Source organism: Streptomyces sp. NPDC052496 (assembly GCF_040679095.1).
GTDB lineage: Bacteria > Actinomycetota > Actinomycetes > Streptomycetales > Streptomycetaceae > Streptomyces.
This window is the reverse complement of record NZ_JBFAUH010000003.1, coordinates 180,737-195,572: the sequence shown is the minus strand read 5'-3', so window position 1 is coordinate 195,572 and position 14,836 is coordinate 180,737. Positions and strand designations below refer to the sequence as shown.

General features: G+C 71.1%; 14 protein-coding genes, 2 tRNA genes and 1 pseudogene. 13 read left to right on the top strand and 4 right to left on the bottom strand.

Annotation, left to right across the window (positions count from 1 at the left end; genetic code table 11):
- The first annotated feature begins 39 nt into the window (after positions 1 to 39).
- From gyrA to AB0L45_RS06270, 5 genes are all read left to right on the top strand, one after another.
- Positions 40 to 2,664, top strand: a complete 2,625-nt coding sequence (gene gyrA / locus AB0L45_RS06290; RefSeq protein WP_365836686.1) for a DNA gyrase subunit A — start codon at positions 40 to 42, stop codon at positions 2,662 to 2,664.
- 87 nt (positions 2,665 to 2,751) lie between these two features.
- Positions 2,752 to 3,420 (top strand): DUF3566 domain-containing protein, encoded by a 669-nt coding sequence (locus tag AB0L45_RS06285; RefSeq protein WP_365836684.1) that lies wholly within the window; start codon positions 2,752 to 2,754, stop codon positions 3,418 to 3,420.
- 115 nt (positions 3,421 to 3,535) lie between these two features.
- Positions 3,536 to 3,612: transfer RNA gene (locus AB0L45_RS06280), tRNA-Ile, on the top strand.
- A 206-nt stretch (positions 3,613 to 3,818) separates the two neighbouring features.
- The gene (locus AB0L45_RS06275) at positions 3,819 to 3,953 is read left to right on the top strand and encodes a DLW-39 family protein (RefSeq protein WP_003958712.1); all 135 of its coding nucleotides are present in this window, start codon (positions 3,819 to 3,821) and stop codon (positions 3,951 to 3,953) included.
- 208 nt (positions 3,954 to 4,161) lie between these two features.
- The gene (locus AB0L45_RS06270; RefSeq protein ID WP_365836682.1) at positions 4,162 to 5,487 is read left to right on the top strand and encodes a hypothetical protein; all 1,326 of its coding nucleotides are present in this window, start codon (positions 4,162 to 4,164) and stop codon (positions 5,485 to 5,487) included.
- Positions 5,488 to 5,538: 51 nt separating this feature from the next.
- Here AB0L45_RS06270 and AB0L45_RS06265 read toward each other — a convergent pair whose 3' ends face one another.
- Together AB0L45_RS06265 and AB0L45_RS06260 are read right to left on the bottom strand one after the other, a co-directional pair.
- A complete protein-coding gene (locus tag AB0L45_RS06265) occupies positions 5,539 to 7,059 on the bottom strand; it encodes a protein kinase (RefSeq protein ID WP_365836680.1) in 1,521 nt (506 codons plus the stop codon).
- 81 nt (positions 7,060 to 7,140) lie between these two features.
- On the bottom strand, positions 7,141 to 7,689 hold the full coding sequence (locus AB0L45_RS06260) for a DNA-binding protein (RefSeq protein WP_125046046.1): 549 nt from the start codon (positions 7,687 to 7,689) through the stop codon (positions 7,141 to 7,143).
- A 129-nt stretch (positions 7,690 to 7,818) separates the two neighbouring features.
- Here AB0L45_RS06260 and AB0L45_RS06255 point away from each other — a divergent pair.
- Positions 7,819 to 7,891: transfer RNA gene (locus AB0L45_RS06255), tRNA-Ala, on the top strand.
- Between the two features lie 82 nt (positions 7,892 to 7,973).
- Here AB0L45_RS06255 and AB0L45_RS06250 read toward each other — a convergent pair.
- Complete coding sequence (locus tag AB0L45_RS06250) at positions 7,974 to 8,693, bottom strand: DUF5324 family protein (protein ID WP_365836677.1); 720 nt, start codon at positions 8,691 to 8,693, stop codon at positions 7,974 to 7,976.
- A gap of 309 nt (positions 8,694 to 9,002) precedes the next feature.
- Here AB0L45_RS06250 and AB0L45_RS06245 point away from each other — a divergent pair, with 309 nt between their 5' ends.
- Together AB0L45_RS06245 and AB0L45_RS06240 are read left to right on the top strand one after the other, a co-directional pair.
- A complete protein-coding gene (locus tag AB0L45_RS06245; protein WP_365836675.1) occupies positions 9,003 to 9,530 on the top strand; it encodes a peptidylprolyl isomerase in 528 nt (175 codons plus the stop codon).
- Between the two features lie 120 nt (positions 9,531 to 9,650).
- On the top strand, positions 9,651 to 10,559 hold the full coding sequence (locus tag AB0L45_RS06240; RefSeq protein ID WP_365836673.1) for a rhomboid family intramembrane serine protease: 909 nt from the start codon (positions 9,651 to 9,653) through the stop codon (positions 10,557 to 10,559).
- A gap of 493 nt (positions 10,560 to 11,052) precedes the next feature.
- Here the strand turns inward: AB0L45_RS06240 and crgA are convergent, their stop codons facing one another.
- Positions 11,053 to 11,310 carry a cell division protein CrgA gene (gene crgA / locus AB0L45_RS06235; RefSeq protein WP_365836671.1) on the bottom strand — a complete coding sequence of 86 codons (258 nt, stop codon included), beginning with the start codon at positions 11,308 to 11,310 and terminating at the stop codon, positions 11,053 to 11,055.
- A 150-nt stretch (positions 11,311 to 11,460) separates the two neighbouring features.
- Between crgA and AB0L45_RS06230 the strand changes: the two genes are divergently transcribed.
- The 5 genes and pseudogenes from AB0L45_RS06230 to AB0L45_RS06210 all read left to right on the top strand — a co-directional run.
- Positions 11,461 to 12,231, top strand: coding sequence for a DUF881 domain-containing protein (locus tag AB0L45_RS06230; RefSeq protein ID WP_365836669.1), 771 nt, complete (start codon positions 11,461 to 11,463; stop codon positions 12,229 to 12,231).
- A gap of 132 nt (positions 12,232 to 12,363) precedes the next feature.
- Positions 12,364 to 13,059, top strand: coding sequence for a class E sortase (locus AB0L45_RS06225; protein WP_365837047.1), 696 nt, complete (start codon positions 12,364 to 12,366; stop codon positions 13,057 to 13,059).
- A 93-nt stretch (positions 13,060 to 13,152) separates the two neighbouring features.
- Positions 13,153 to 13,329, top strand: coding sequence for a hypothetical protein (locus AB0L45_RS06220; protein ID WP_365836667.1), 177 nt, complete (start codon positions 13,153 to 13,155; stop codon positions 13,327 to 13,329).
- On the top strand, positions 13,326 to 13,976 hold the full coding sequence (locus AB0L45_RS06215) for an aminodeoxychorismate/anthranilate synthase component II (protein ID WP_365836665.1): 651 nt from the start codon (positions 13,326 to 13,328) through the stop codon (positions 13,974 to 13,976). Before AB0L45_RS06220 ends, AB0L45_RS06215 begins: the two co-directional genes overlap by 4 nt.
- A pseudogene (locus AB0L45_RS06210) lies at positions 13,973 to 14,836 on the top strand (hypothetical protein); the annotation flags it as partial. The gene AB0L45_RS06215 and the pseudogene AB0L45_RS06210, both read left to right, overlap by 4 nt.

Below are 14,836 nucleotides of genomic sequence, written 5' to 3'. Positions count from 1 at the left end.
GACCGCAGCAGCCGCAGCTCGAAAGGATCTAGAACAGCAATGGCCGACGAGAATCCCCCTGTGACCCCGGACGGCGTGACCGTCGAAGGCACCGCAGCCGCCATCGAAGGTGTCGGTATGCGCGTCGAGCCCGTCGGGCTCGAAACGGAGATGCAGCGCTCCTACCTCGACTACGCGATGTCCGTCATCGTCTCGCGTGCGCTGCCCGACGTGCGGGACGGCCTCAAGCCGGTGCACCGCCGCGTGCTCTACGCGATGTACGACGGCGGGTACCGCCCCGAGAAGGGCTTCTACAAGTGCGCCCGCGTCGTCGGCGACGTCATGGGTACGTACCACCCGCACGGTGACTCCTCCATCTACGACGCGCTGGTCCGCCTGGCCCAGCCGTGGTCGATGCGGATGCCGCTGGTGGACTCCAACGGCAACTTCGGCTCGCCCGGCAACGACCCGGCCGCGGCCATGCGGTACACCGAGTGCAAGATGAAGCAGCTCTCCATGGAGATGCTGCGGGACATCGACGAGGAGACCGTCGATTTCCAGGACAACTACGACGGCCGCAACCAGGAGCCGACGGTCCTGCCGGCGCGCTTCCCGAACCTGCTGATCAACGGCAGTGCCGGTATCGCGGTCGGCATGGCGACCAACATCCCGCCGCACAACCTGCGCGAGGTCGCCGCTGGTGCCCAGTGGGCGCTGGAGCACCCGGAGGCGTCCAACGAGGAGCTGCTGGACGCGCTCATCGAGCGCATCAAGGGCCCGGACTTCCCCACCGGCGCGCTGGTGGTGGGCCGTAAGGGCATCGAGGACGCGTACCGCACCGGCCGCGGCTCGATCACGATGCGCGCGGTGGTCGAGGTCGAGGAGATCCAGAACCGCCAGTGCCTGGTGGTCACGGAGCTGCCGTACCAGGTCAACCCGGACAACCTCGCGCAGAAGATCGCCGACCTGGTCAAGGACGGCAAGATCGGCGGCGTCGCCGACGTCCGCGACGAGACCTCCTCGCGTACGGGCCAGCGCCTGGTCATCGTCCTCAAGCGGGACGCCGTCGCCAAGGTCGTGCTGAACAACCTCTACAAGCACACCGACCTGCAGACGAACTTCGGCGCGAACATGCTCGCCCTGGTCGACGGGGTGCCGCGCACCCTCTCGCTGGACGCGTTCATCCGCAACTGGGTCACCCACCAGGTCGAGGTCATCGTCCGGCGCACCAAGTTCCGGCTGCGCAAGGCCGAGGAGCGGGCCCACATCCTGCGCGGTCTGCTCAAGGCGCTGGACGCGATCGACGAGGTCATCGCGCTGATCCGGCGCAGTGACACGGTCGAGGTGGCGCGCGAGGGCCTGATGGGCCTGCTGAGCATCGACGAGATCCAGGCCAACGCGATCCTGGAGATGCAGCTGCGCCGGCTGGCCGCCCTGGAGCGCCAGAAGATCACCGCCGAGCACGACGAGCTGCAGGCGAAGATCAACGAGTACAACGCGATCCTGGCCTCGCCGGAGAAGCAGCGGCAGATCATCAGCGAGGAGCTGGCGGCGATCGTCGAGAAGTTCGGCGACGACCGGCGCTCGAAGCTGGTGCCCTTCGAGGGCGACATGTCCGTCGAGGACCTGATCGCCGAGGAGGACATCGTCGTCACGATCACCCGTGGCGGCTATGTGAAGCGGACGAAGACCGACGATTACCGGTCGCAGAAGCGCGGCGGCAAGGGCGTTCGGGGCACGAAGCTGAAGGAAGACGACATCGTCGACCACTTCTTCGTCTCCACCACCCACCACTGGCTGCTGTTCTTCACCAACAAGGGCCGGGTCTACCGGGCCAAGGCGTACGAGCTGCCGGACGCCGGCCGGGACGCGCGCGGCCAGCACGTGGCCAACCTGCTGGCCTTCCAGCCGGACGAGCAGATCGCGCAGATCCTGGCGATCCGTGACTACGAGGCCACGCCCTACCTGGTGCTCGCCACCAAGGGCGGCCTGGTGAAGAAGACGCCGCTCAAGGACTACGACTCGCCGCGCTCCGGCGGTGTCATCGCCATCAACCTCCGGGAGACGGAGGAGGGCGCGGACGACGAGCTGATCGGTGCCGAGCTGGTCTCGGCCGAGGACGACCTGCTGCTCATCAGCAAGAAGGCACAGTCGATCCGGTTCACCGCGACGGATGAAGCGCTGCGGCCGATGGGGCGCGCCACCTCGGGTGTCAAGGGCATGAGTTTCCGCGAGGGCGATGAACTGCTCTCGATGAATGTGGTGCGGGCCGGTACGTTCGTCTTCACCGCCACCGACGGCGGCTACGCCAAGCGCACCTCGGTGGACGAGTACCGCGTCCAGGGCCGTGGTGGTCTCGGCATCAAGGCCGCCAAGATCGTGGAGGACCGGGGTGAGCTGGTCGGCGCCCTGGTGGTCGAGGAGACGGATGAAATTCTCGCCATCACGCTCGGCGGTGGCGTGATCCGTACGCGGGTCAGCGAGGTCAGGGAGACGGGCCGTGACACCATGGGCGTCCAACTGATCAACCTGGGCAAGCGCGATGCCGTGGTCGGTATCGCACGTAACGCCGAGGCCGGTCGCGAGGCCGAAGAGGTCGACGCGGGCGTGGAGCCCGGGGCGGCCGACGAGGCGGCGGGTACCGAGTCCGCGGTGGCCGAGGGCGGCGAGTCCCCGGCGGAGTAACGCGAGGAGTAGGTCGTGAGTGGAGCCACGGGCGCTGCGGCGGGTGGACCGGGAGACAGGAAGAACTCCCGTTCAGGACCCGCGACCGTGACGGAGGACAGCGCCCGTGGCTCCGCCACGTCCGGCGGTACCTCGTCCAAGGGCTCCTACCAGGGGGGAACCGTGACCGACAGGCGTCAGCCGCAACCGAAGCAGCCGCAGTCCGCTTCCCAGCCGCAGCCCCCCGCCCAGGGGCAGGGCCCGGCGTCCGGTGCCCAGGGCGGGGGCACTCAGGGTGGCCAGCAGCCGTACCAGCCGCCCCAGGCGTACCGATCGGGTGCGGGAGGGGGCGCGGGGGCGCAGCAGGGGATGCGCCGGCCGCGTACGGGCGCCCGTACGACGCCGCGTACCCGTAAGGCACGGCTGCGGGTGGCCCGGACCGACCCGTGGTCGGTGATGAAGGTCAGCTTCCTGCTGTCCATCGCGCTCGGGATCTGCACCATCGTCGCCGTCGCGGTGCTGTGGATGGTGATGGACGCGATGGGCGTCTTCACCACGGTCGGCGGCACGATCAGCGAGGCGACGGGCTCGGGCGACGGCGGCGGCTTCGACCTCCAGTCGTTCCTGTCGCTGCCGCGGGTGCTGCTGTTCACCGGGATCATCGCGGTGATCGACGTCGTGCTCGCCACGGCGCTGGCCACCCTCGGTGCCTTCATCTACAACATCTCGGCCGGCTTCGTGGGCGGCGTGGAGCTGACCCTCGCCGAGGACGAGTGACGCGCGCGGGCACCTTCGGGAGGGGCCGCGCGGCGGCCCCGTCCGGGGGGCCGGGGACTCCCGGAGCACGATTTTGGGAATGCCTCTGAAGTGCGCTAATCTTTCGGTGCAGCGCGGGGCTATAGCTCAGACGGTTAGAGCGCTTCCCTGATAAGGAAGAGGCCACAGGTTCAAGTCCTGTTAGCCCCACCAGCGCGCGAGAGGTCCTACCGGAGACGGTAGGACCTCTTTCGCGTGCGCGGTGACGGGGCGGCGGAGGTGCGGCGTGCGGGGCCAGGGCGGTGACGGGCCGTACATCGTTGCGCATCGGTCGGGCCCTAGGTCACCGATCGGTATCGGCCGGTGTGTATCATCGGCCCCCAGAGGTCCCCTACGTCAACGAAAGACGAGGTCGCGCGGTGAAGAAGCTTCTCCTGGTCGCACTGGCCGCCATCGGCGGGCTCCTCGTGTACCGCCAGATCCAGGCGGATCGCGCCGAGCAGGATCTGTGGACGGAGGCGACCGACTCCGTGCCCGCAGGTTCGGGTGTGTGAGACGAAGAGCAGTTCGTAGTCAACGTACGTACCCCGGCCACCGTGTGACGGTGACCGGGGTCTCGTGCGTCCGGGGGCGGGGCGGCGCGCGGTACGGCCGTCCCGGCGGGTTTGCCATAGCACATAAGTAGCTTGCACAAGCAAATGTGATGAGGGGTGACTCGTGGTGTGGGGGCGTACGCAGCGGCGCGGGCGTGCCGGGAGGCTGGTGCCCGTCCTGGTGCCCGTGCTCATGTCCGTACCGGCGCTGGCGGGGGCCGCGGCGGCGGGGCCCGCGGACGGGTTACGGACGACTCCGCCCGCCTACAGGACGGCGGCCGGCGCCCAGCCCGTACGGGGCACACCGGGCCCGTCCGGCGCTCCCCGGATCACGCCGGGCACGTACACCGACACCCTCGCCCGCGGCGACGAGAAGCACTACGCGGTGCGGCTGGACGGGAAGTCCAGCGCCTACTTCTCCGCGGTGGCCGCGCCCCGGCCCGGTACCAGGGTCGCCGACCACACCGACAGCCTGAAGGTCAGCCTCCGGGACGCCGACGGCAACGCCTGCTCCACGGGCGGGAGTACGTCCTTCCGGGGCCGCGGCATGGCGTATCCGATCGCCGAGTACGCCGCCCGGCGTATCGACGGCCCGCGGACCAACTGCCAGAAAGCCGGCGCCTATGTCGTCGTGGTCAAGCGGGTGGGCCGGGCATCGGCGGAAGGCGCGGCCAGTTGGCCCCTCGAACTGCGCTTCCAGCGTGAACCCGGACTGACCGGCACCCCTCCCGCGCAGCCCGCCCCGGGCACTTGGTCCACCGCAACGCCCGTACCGCTGACGGGCGGCACGAAGCAGGACGCCGAAGGCGGCACCGGCTTCAACGACGCCGGGCCGATCGGCAAAGGGGTGTGGCAGGACCGCATCAGGCCGGGCGAGACCCGGTTCTACCGGGTGCCGGTGGACTGGGGGCAGCAGCTCAGCGTGAGCGTGGAACTGCCCGGCGGGACGCTCGCGGGTGGCGGCGCGGCAGCGCGTGGGGCGGGCGTGGTGGCCGGCTCGCGGCTCGTGGCGAGCGCGCTGGGGCTGGGGGTCTACAACCCGGCACGCGGCCCGGTCAGCGACACCCGCTTCATCGCGTACGACGGGCAGCCGGCCACCGCCAGGGTCGTCACGGCACCGGTGGACTACGGCAACCGCTACAACGCCACCGCCCCGGTCAGCGCGATGCGCTTCGCGGGCTTGTACTACCTGGCCGTCTCCCTGCACCCGGACGCCGCGAAGTACTTCAAGGACGGCACCCCGATCACCCTGCGCGTCGACCCGACGGGCCGCCCGCAACGCGGCCCCGAATACAGGGAGAAGACCACCGACTTCTCCGTCACGCCACAGCAACGCGCCGCTGCAGGCGAGGGCATGACGGCGCCCCAGGTTTCGTCGAGCGGCACGCTGCGCTTGGTGGGATACGGGGGCATCAGTACGGGGACAGTGCTGCTGCTGGCGCTCGGGGTGTGGACGGTGGCAGCGCGCTGGAGAAGCGGCGGCGCGGGCCGGTAGGGGTGCCCTGGGCCCGTACCCGGCGCCCCTTTCCAGGAGGCGGGCAGCCCGTCAGCTGACGGCCAGGGCCCACACACCGAACGCGATGCACAGCAACGCCACCACGATCACTGGCACCGCGACCTTCGGAGGCGGCCCAGGCCGCCGCTGGGGCACGGCCCGGTGCCGCCGCGCAGCGGTACGTCCGGCGGGTGGCAGGGGCTGGGGATGGCCGGGTGTGTACGGGCGGGTGGCCGGGGGCTCGGCCGGGGTGGGGCCGAGGGACCGGGCCGGGGGCAAGGTCGGTGGGATCGCGGGGGGTTGTGGGGCTGCGTAGGCGTTGTGGTGGGGGGCCGGCTGCTGCGGAGCGGGTAAGCCGCTGGACGGCGGGGCGAGGGGGAAGCTGCCGGTGTCGGACATGTTCGTCGGGGGCGGCGTGGAGGGCTTGGGCGGTGTGTCCGGTGGAATGGACGGCGGCGTGACCGGCGGTGCCGACGGCGAGGCCGTTGGCCGCAACTCACCCTCCTCCGAGTGCTCCGCCCGCTCAGGGTGCCCGGGGGGCTCCTGGCTCGGAGCTCTCAGTTCCGGAGCCCCCTGTTCCGGAGTCCTCTGCCCCGAAGACCCCTGCTCCGGAGTCCTCTGCCCCGAGGCCCCCTGGCCCCCCGTACGCTCCGCCCGCCCGGCCTCTTCCGCCCCCTTCCGCGGCGCCGGCCGCAGCGGGCCGTCCGGACCGTACCCGGCCGGCAGTGGCCCGATGTGGTCGAAGACCTCGACGACCTCGTCCTCGATCGTCGCTTCCGGCAGCAGCTCGGCCGCCGCGAGCAGCGCTTTGCGGGCCCCTGCGGCCGTTTTGAAGCGCAGGTCGGGGTCGGGCTGCAGCAGGTTCGCCAGGACCTGCCACAGCGGCTCCGCGATGTCCTCGGGGGCCTCCGGCGTACCGTGCTCGGCGAAGTGCTCGATCAGGCTCTGCGAGTCCGGTTTGGCGCCGGTCAGCAGATGCACCGCGACCAGACCGACCGCGAAGAGGTCCCCGGGGAAGTCGGGCTCGGCGCCGAGCATCTGCTCCGGCGCGAAGTAACCGGGCGTACCCAACACGTAATTGGCGTCCGTCAGCCGCGGCTCGCCCTTGCGCATCGAGATGCCGAAGTCGGACAGCCGCACGTGCGGGCGGCCGGTGCCGGTCGACTCCAGCAGGACGTTCGCGGGCTTGATGTCACGGTGCACGATGCCCTCGGCGTGCACCGCCGTCAGCCCCGACAGCAGCTGGTCGAGCAGTACGCACACCAGGCGCGGGGGCAGCGGCCCGTAGTCCCCTACGAGGTGGGCCAGCGAACCGCCGTGCACCAGGTCCATGGTGAACAGCACCTTGTCGTCGTCCGCGGCCCAGCTGGCGGGGGCCAGCACGTGCGGGTGGTCGATGCGTACGGCCTGTTCGCGTACGAACCGCAGCAGCGTGTGCGCGTCGCTCTGCTGCAGGACCTTGGCCGCCACGTAGCGCCGCCGCCGCTGGTCCCAGGCGCGCCAGACGGCTCCTACGCCGCCCCGCCCGATCGGGTCGATCAGCTCGTACCGACCGGCGAAGACCTCACCCATTGCGCCCCGTCCGCCTACCGAACCACCGAACTGCCCGACTTACGGGGGCCGTCGCGCGCGCCGCCCCCGGCTGCTCGCCGTCTAACTCTGGTGGGCCTCGTAGTGGGAGACCGCGTCCGCGGTGCGTCCCGCTCCGTAGACCCGGAGAAACTCTGCCAGTTCGGGGTGGGTGGGGGCGAGGGTGTTCGCGGCGTCGATGATGTCGCCCGCGGCCGAGACCGAGCGCAGAAGTGACTGGATCTCGCGCACCACGCGCCGCACGGTCGTCGCGCCCGTGGAGGACGCGGTCTGCGCCGTGTTGTTGAGCACCGACCCGCCCGCGGTCTTCTTGATCTCGTCCATCCGGTCGGTGGCCTCGGCGGCGCTGACGCTGCCGTCCGCGACCTGGCCGGCCAGCTCCTGGAGCGCCTGGACCCGCTGGACGACGGCCGGGTTGCCGATCTTGGCCCGCTGGCCGCTCATGAGCTGCGACAGCATGGGCGCGGAGAGCCCGAGGACGGACGCGAGCCGGGCCTGGTTGAGGCCGAGATCGTCGATGAGACGGCGGAACAGCGCTCCCAGAGGCTCGCCGTACCAGCTGCGCTGCAGCTCCCGAGCGCGCGCGGTGGCTTCTTGCTGTGCTGCGTCCATGGCGTCTCCCCTGTCTCCCCGATCGCGCTTCGCTGCCGCGAATCTCGCGAAGCATCCTACGGAGAGCACCTGCGCGCGGCGATACCCGGTCGGGAAACCTGCTGGGCACCGGGTACCCTGGTTCGCGACGGGGCCTTAGCTCAGTTGGTAGAGCGCTGTCTTTGCATGGCAGATGTCAGGGGTTCGACTCCCCTAGGCTCCACAGAATCAGACCCCTCCCGCCCGCGTCACCGCAGGTGGGAGGGGTCTTTTTGGTGCCTGGGCGCCTGGGACGGGCGCGCGGGTCAGGGCTTGGACCCGCCGCTTTCTTCCGCTTCGGCCTCGGCCTGCTTGGCCTGGACCTCGGGGTCCAGGGCGGCGGCCTCGGGGGTGCCGTCGACGGCGGTCAGGGTGGCGCGCTCGCTGACCTCGGTGGGGGCCGGGGGCTCGACCAGCCAGTCCGGGTTGGCCTGCTTGTCCCACCACTTCCAGGCGGCGTAGGCGCCGCCGGCGAGCAGTCCCACGACCGCGAGGCGCTTGGCGGCCTTGCCGGCGCGACGGCGGCGGTTGTGCTTCTTGACGAGCTTTTCGATCTCCTTGGCCGACACCTGGCCGCGCAGGGCGGCGAGGGCGGCGGTGCCGCGTGCGACGGCCTGTTCGCGGACCGGTTCGGCCGCGGCGCGCGCGCTGTGCACGGCGTGCTCGACGTGCGGGGCGGTGTAGTCGGCGGCGTGGCGGGCGGCCTCGCGGGTGCGCTTGGCGGCCCGGCTCGCGGCCGCGTCCACCTTGGGCGGCAGGGCGCCGCGGGCGTGCTCCAGGCGGGGCTGCAGGTGGGCGTCGTACTGGCTGCGGGCCTGGTGAGCGGCCTCGGCCACCTTGGGTGCCAGTCGCGTACGGGCCTCGTGCGCGTAGTGCGCGGCGGTGTCCTTGGCCGTACCGGCATACGGAGCCACCACCTCCGCCGCGTGCCGCACGCTGTCCTTGGCCGAACTGGTCGCCGCGCGCACGCTGTCCTTGCGGGTCACGGGATCCTCCTCCTCGGTGGCGTGTCCGGGGGGCTCGGGGGTTGTCCCCCAATGTCTGCTGTGTCGCCTGTCCACCCGAGTCAAGATCATGCCTGTCGGCACGACATACGGCATGCGCGGGCGGGCATCCGGGTCATTGGGGGCCATACGGAGCCTTGCGATGACAATGCCACGGTTTTCCGGGCCGTGCGCCGGTTCGGCGGGTACTGGTGGCGGAAAGGGGAACGGGAACGCGGCGGTGTCCGGGTGCCGGACGGGTGTCCGTGCGAGGATCGGGAACCGTCAGTGCAGACTTATGGAAGGTAGATCGTGGCTGAACAGCTCTACGCCACCCTGAAGACCAATCAGGGCGACATCGAGATTCGGCTCCTGCCGAACCACGCTCCGAAGACCGTGAAGAACTTCGTCGAGCTCGCCCAGGGGGAGCGTGAGTGGACGAACCCGGAGACCGGCAAGAAGACCACGGAGAAGCTGTACGACGGCACGGTCTTCCACCGGGTGATCAGCGGCTTCATGATCCAGGGCGGCGACCCGCTGGGCAACGGCACCGGCGGCCCGGGCTACGAGTTCGCCGACGAGTTCCACCCCGACCTGGCCTTCAACAAGCCGTACCTGCTCGCCATGGCCAACGCCGGCCCGGGCACCAACGGCTCGCAGTTCTTCATCACGGTCTCCGCGACCGCCTGGCTGACCGGCAAGCACACCATCTTCGGTGAGGTCAGCACCGACGCGGGCAAGAAGGTCGTGGACGCCATCGCGGCAACCCAGACCAACCCGCGTACCGACCGCCCGGTCAACGACGTCGTGATCGAGTCGGTCGTCGTCGAGACGCGCTGACGCACGGCGCCGCTGAGACGCGGGAACCATTGCGCCCCGCCCGGTCGTAGATCGGGTGGGGCGCGCACTTCGTCGTGCGGTGACGTCCGCACGGATTCGGCACGAGGGACCGAGGGGACCATGGACCAGGCGCCGGGCAGTCCGCAGGAGCCGCAGGACGCACGGACGGGCGACGCCGTGCCCGGCTGCTACCGCCATCCGGACCGGGCGACGGGCATCAGCTGTACGCGCTGCGAGCGGCCCATCTGCCCCGACTGCATGGTCAGCGCGTCGGTCGGGTTCCAGTGCCCGGAGTGCGTACGCGGCGCCGGCGGTACGGGCCGTACGGCGCAGGCCACCGCCCCCCGGACGATCGCGGGCGGCTCCCTGGCCACGGACACCCGACTGGTCACCAAGATCCTGCTCGGCATCAACGTCGCGGTGTTCATCGCGGTGCTGTCGGTGGGTGACGGCCTGGTCCAGGACCTGGAGATGATCGGCGGGGCCTTCGTCCCCGGGGACCTGAAGTTCATCGGCGTCGCCGAAGGCGAGTTCTACCGCCTGCTGAGCGCGGCGTTCCTGCACGAGCAGCCGATGCACATCATCTTCAACATGCTGTCGCTGTGGTGGCTGGGACCGCCGCTGGAGGCGGCCCTCGGCCGGGCCCGCTTCGTCGCGCTCTACCTGCTCTCCGCGCTGGGCGGCAGCGCCCTGTCGTATCTCCTCGCCGCGCAGAACCAGCCGTCGCTGGGGGCGTCCGGTGCGATCTTCGGACTGCTCGGCGCGACGGCCATACTGATGCGCCGCCTGAACTACGACATGCGGCCCGTGCTGATCCTGCTCGCGCTGAACCTCGTCTTCACCTTCGCGTGGCCCGACATCGCGTGGCAGGCGCACGTCGGCGGGCTGGTCGTGGGGGCGGCCGTGACGTACGGACTGGTGCACGCGCCGCGGCAGCGGCGGGCGCTGGTGCAGGGGGCGACGTTCGCGGTGGCGTTCCTGGTGATCGTCGCGGTGGTGTGGGTGCGGACCGTCCAGCTCGTGGGGTGAGCGGGGCGGATCCCTCGCGGGGGCCGGGCCGGTGTGCGGCAGTGTCGTCACGGGGGCCAGGCTGACGGTGTGCGGTTGTGCTGTGCCGGGGAGTGAAGGCCCGGGGGAGCGCTGCGGGCACGGGTTGTCCACAGCGTGTGTCGGATCTTGTGCGCCGGGTGGAGAACGCTGGGGAACGGGTGTTCCCCTTCGCCGGTGGGTGCGTTTGCCCAGGAAGGGCGGGGTGCGGCAGGGGCGCGACCGACGGGCCGCTGGTCACACCGGCGTCAACGGCCGGGAAGTTATCCACAGATCTTCTGAAGTTTTCCCCGGCTGTGGATAACTGTGTGGATGGCCTTGGGCAGGGCTTGCTCGGACGGGCGGCGTATGGCCGCTCCGCTGGGCGTGAGCGCGCTGCCGGGCGCGGCCGTCCTCGGCGGACGGTACTACCGGAAGCCGCAGCCGGTCCGGACGTACCGGCCGGGGCTCCCCTGCCTGGACTGCTCGGTCCCGGCTACTTCCACTGGGTGGACACGCCGAAGCCCAGCGCGATGAAGCCGAAGCCGCACACGATGTTCCAGTTGTGCATCGCCTTGATGGGCAGTGCGCCCCCGGTCACGTAGAAGAGCACGATCCACACCAGACCGATCAGGAACAGTGCCAGCATCACCGGAGCCACCCAGCCCCGGCCGGAACTCATGCGCAGATTGGTCGTCTGCTTCGCCGGCGGCGGCGTGAAGTCGTCCTTCTTGCGGATCCGTGACTTCGGCACGAGGAACTCTCCTGTCGATGCTCTGCGTGACCGCACTGGGGGCGGATGATGCGTGACGCGGGCCGGGCGGGGAAGCGACGGGGAGCGGTTTCCCTCCCCGGGCGTCCGTTAGCGTAGTGCTTCCGCGGCGTCGTAAGGAGCAAGGGTACGTTGAGCACTTCCGCTGACTCCCCCGGCCGCCCGCCGCGCCGCCGCCTGCGGCCGGTGCGCCTGCTGACCCTGGCGGTCTTCGCGCTCGCCGGGCTGATCTTCTGGCTGAGCTTCGACACCGCGCGCGGTACGGACCTGCGCTCCGACGACTCGATGCTGCGGCTGTCCGACCTCATCCAGGAACGCAGCCACAAGAACGGCGCCCACGACGAGCGCAACGCCGCGCTGCGCGACGAGGTCGAGGCGCTCGCACACCAGGACAGCGGCAACTCGGAGGCGGAGAACCGCAAGCTGGCGGCGCTGGAGAAGAACGCGGGCACCAAACCGGTCACCGGCCAGGGCATGACCGTCACCCTCACCGACGCCCCGCCGAACGCCACCGCGAAGATCCCCGGCGTACCGGAGCCGCAGCCCAACGACCTGGTCATCCACCAGCAGGACCTCCAGGCCGTGGTCAACGCGCTGTGGCAGGGCGGTGCCCAGGGCATCCGGGTCATGGACCAGCGGCTGATCTCCACCAGCGCGGTGCGCTGCGTCGGCAACACCTTGATCCTCCAGGGCCGCGTCTACTCGCCCCCGTACAAGGTCACCGCCGTCGGCGACCGGGAGAAGCTGAACCGGGCGCTGACCGCCTCGCCGGCCATCCAGAACTACATGCAGTACGTCAACGCGTACGGCCTCGGCTGGAAAGTCGACCAGCACGAGACGGTGACTCTGCCCGGCTACTCCGGCACAGTGGATCTCCACCACGCACAGCCTGTGAAGCCGTGACCCGCCGGCCGCCCGCCCGGGTACCGGCGGTCGGGGAGGGGGCGGTCCGCGATGACGGCACGGTCCGGAGCGGCGGCGCGGTCCGGGACGAGGGGCCGGTCCGGGGCGAGGGGGCGGCGGCCCGCCACGGCGGTGCGGCTGGTCGTGCGGACGGTCAGCGAGGTCTGTGTCACCGTCGGCACGCTGATCGTCCTGTTCGTGGTCTACGTCCTGTACTGGACCGGGGTACGGGCCGACAGCGCTATGGACGGCGAGATCGGCGCGCTCCAGGACCGGTGGTCCACCGGCCCGGTCGCCCCCGCCTCCCCCAAGGACGCTGCCGGGCAGCCGGGCGGCCCCGCGCGGCAGCCGCGCTACGAGAACGGCAGGTCCTTCGCCGTGATGTACATCCCGCGCTTCGGCGCCGACTGGAGCAAGCCCGTACTGGAGGGCACCGGGACGGACGTGCTGAAGAAGGGGCTGGGGCACTACGACCGCACCGCCCGGCTCGGTGAGACGGGAAACTTCGCGGTCGCCGGGCACCGCCGCACCTACGGCGACCCGTTCAAGGACTTTCCCGCGCTGCGGCCGGGCGACGCGGTGGTCCTCACGGACGGCGCGACCTGGTACACGTACCGGATCGACCGGCACCCCTACAGGACGCTGCCCACCGACATCGGCGTCATCGACGCCGTACCGCGCAAATCGGGATACAACGGCCCGGGGCGCTATCTCACCCTGACGACCTGCGAACCGGAGTGGGGGCACAGTCACCGGCTGATCGTCTGGGCGCACCTGGATTCCACCCAACCCGTGGAGCGCGGAAGGCCGTCGGCTTTGACCGGCTGACCCCCCGGTCGGCGCCCTCGCCCTTTAGTCTGGTGGGGCGATCGACATCGGTCGGCGCGGTCATCGTCATCGGCGAGTAGGGACAGCGACAGCATGTACGGCTGGATCTGGCGGCATCTGCCGGGCAACACATGGGTGAGGGCGCTGATCTCACTCGTGCTGGCGCTGGCGATCGTCTACGTGCTCTTCCAGTACGTCTTCCCGTGGGCGGAGCCGCTGCTCCCCTTCAACGACGTCACGGTCGACCGAGGGATGGGCGCTGTCCGATGACCGCACGGATCCTCGTCGTCGACAATTACGACAGCTTCGTCTTCAACCTCGTCCAGTACCTCTACCAACTCGGGGCCGAGTGCGAGGTCCTGCGCAACGACGAGGTGGAGCTGCGGCACGCTCAGGACGGTTTCGACGGCGTGCTGCTGTCGCCCGGTCCCGGTGCTCCCGAGCAGGCCGGCGTCTGTGTCGACATGGTCCGGCACTGCGCGGACACGGGCGTGCCGGTCTTCGGTGTCTGCCTCGGGCTGCAGTCGATGGCGGTGGCGTACGGCGGTGTGGTGGGCCGGGCGCCCGAGCTGCTGCACGGCAAGACCTCCCTGGTCTCCCACGAGGGCGCGGGCGTCTTCAAGGGGCTGCCCACGCCGTTCACCGCCACCCGCTACCACTCCCTGGCCGTGCAGGCCGGCACCGTGCCCGACGAGATGGTGGTCACCGCCTGGACGGGCGACGACGCCGAGACCGGTGTGGCGATGGGGCTGCGGCACCGCGAACTGCCGGTGGAGGGCGTTCAGTTCCACCCCGAGTCGGTGCTGACCGAGTGGGGGCACCGGATGCTCGCCAACTGGCTGGTGGAGTGCGGCGATGCCGGTGCGGTGGAGCGTTCGGCGGGGCTCGCCCCGGTGGTCGGCAAGGTCGGCGCGTGACTGACCTCCGTCCCGGGCGCGAGGGGAGGTCCCACGAGCCGTCGCGCGACGCCGGTGGTGCGTACGACCGCGAGGCGTTCGAGGCGGCCGTCGGGCGGCTGGACGACCCGCTGACGGATCCGCTCCCGGGCCGCCCGCCGGCGCGGGAGCAGCGGCCCGGCCCCGCGCGGGGCGAGCGGCCGGGGCCGGGAGGGCTCCGGCGGCCGGAGCCGGTCCGCGACGAGCGGCCGGAGTCGAACGCGGGTGGGCGGCCGCCGGTGCAGCCCGCTTCGGGGAGCAGTGGTCCGGGGAGCAGTGGCCTGGTGAACAGCGGTCCGGAGAACAGCGGTCCGGAGAAGAGCGATCCGGCGAAAAGCAGTGCGGTGAAGAGCGGTTCGCCGTGGTTCCGGCCGCATCAGGCGCCGACGCCGGCCCCTCAGGGACGCCCGCAGGCGCCCGGCCGGAGCCAGGCGCCGCACCACTCGGCGACCGGCCCGATATCCGGCCCGGGTCGCTTCCCGGCTCCATCGGCCCCCGGGTACGTGGCGGACCCGGCTCCGGCGCCCGAGGCGCAGCCGGCTCCGGCGCACCCGGAGCAATCGGCACCGGCCACCGCGTACGTGCCGGAGACGGACCCGGCGCTGAACCCGCGGTATGTGCCTGGCCCGGTCGACGTCGCACGCCAGGCCGAGGCCCCGGCCGCGACGCCCACCCCGGGCCCGGCTTACGACACCGGGGTGGTGGCCCCCGCTCCGGACCGCACCTACGACGCTGGAACCGCGGCGCCCACTCCGGGCCCGGCTTATGACGCCGGGACGGTGGCCCCCACTCCGGGCCCGGCTTATGACGCCGGGACGGTGGCCCCCACTCCGGGCCCGGCT

Excerpts from the sequence above, each read along its gene's own strand:
- gyrA (WP_365836686.1), top strand. The coding sequence starts at position 40 with ATGGCCGACGAGAATCCCCCTGTGACCCCGGACGGCGTGACCGTCGAA.
- AB0L45_RS06265 (WP_365836680.1), bottom strand. The coding sequence starts at position 7,059 with ATGGGTGAGGTCTTCGCCGGTCGGTACGAGCTGATCGACCCGATCGGG.
- AB0L45_RS06260 (WP_125046046.1), bottom strand. The coding sequence starts at position 7,689 with ATGGACGCAGCACAGCAAGAAGCCACCGCGCGCGCTCGGGAGCTGCAG.
- AB0L45_RS06240 (WP_365836673.1), top strand. The coding sequence starts at position 9,651 with ATGGACCAGGCGCCGGGCAGTCCGCAGGAGCCGCAGGACGCACGGACG.
- AB0L45_RS06220 (WP_365836667.1), top strand. The coding sequence starts at position 13,153 with ATGTACGGCTGGATCTGGCGGCATCTGCCGGGCAACACATGGGTGAGG.
- AB0L45_RS06215 (WP_365836665.1), top strand. The coding sequence starts at position 13,326 with ATGACCGCACGGATCCTCGTCGTCGACAATTACGACAGCTTCGTCTTC.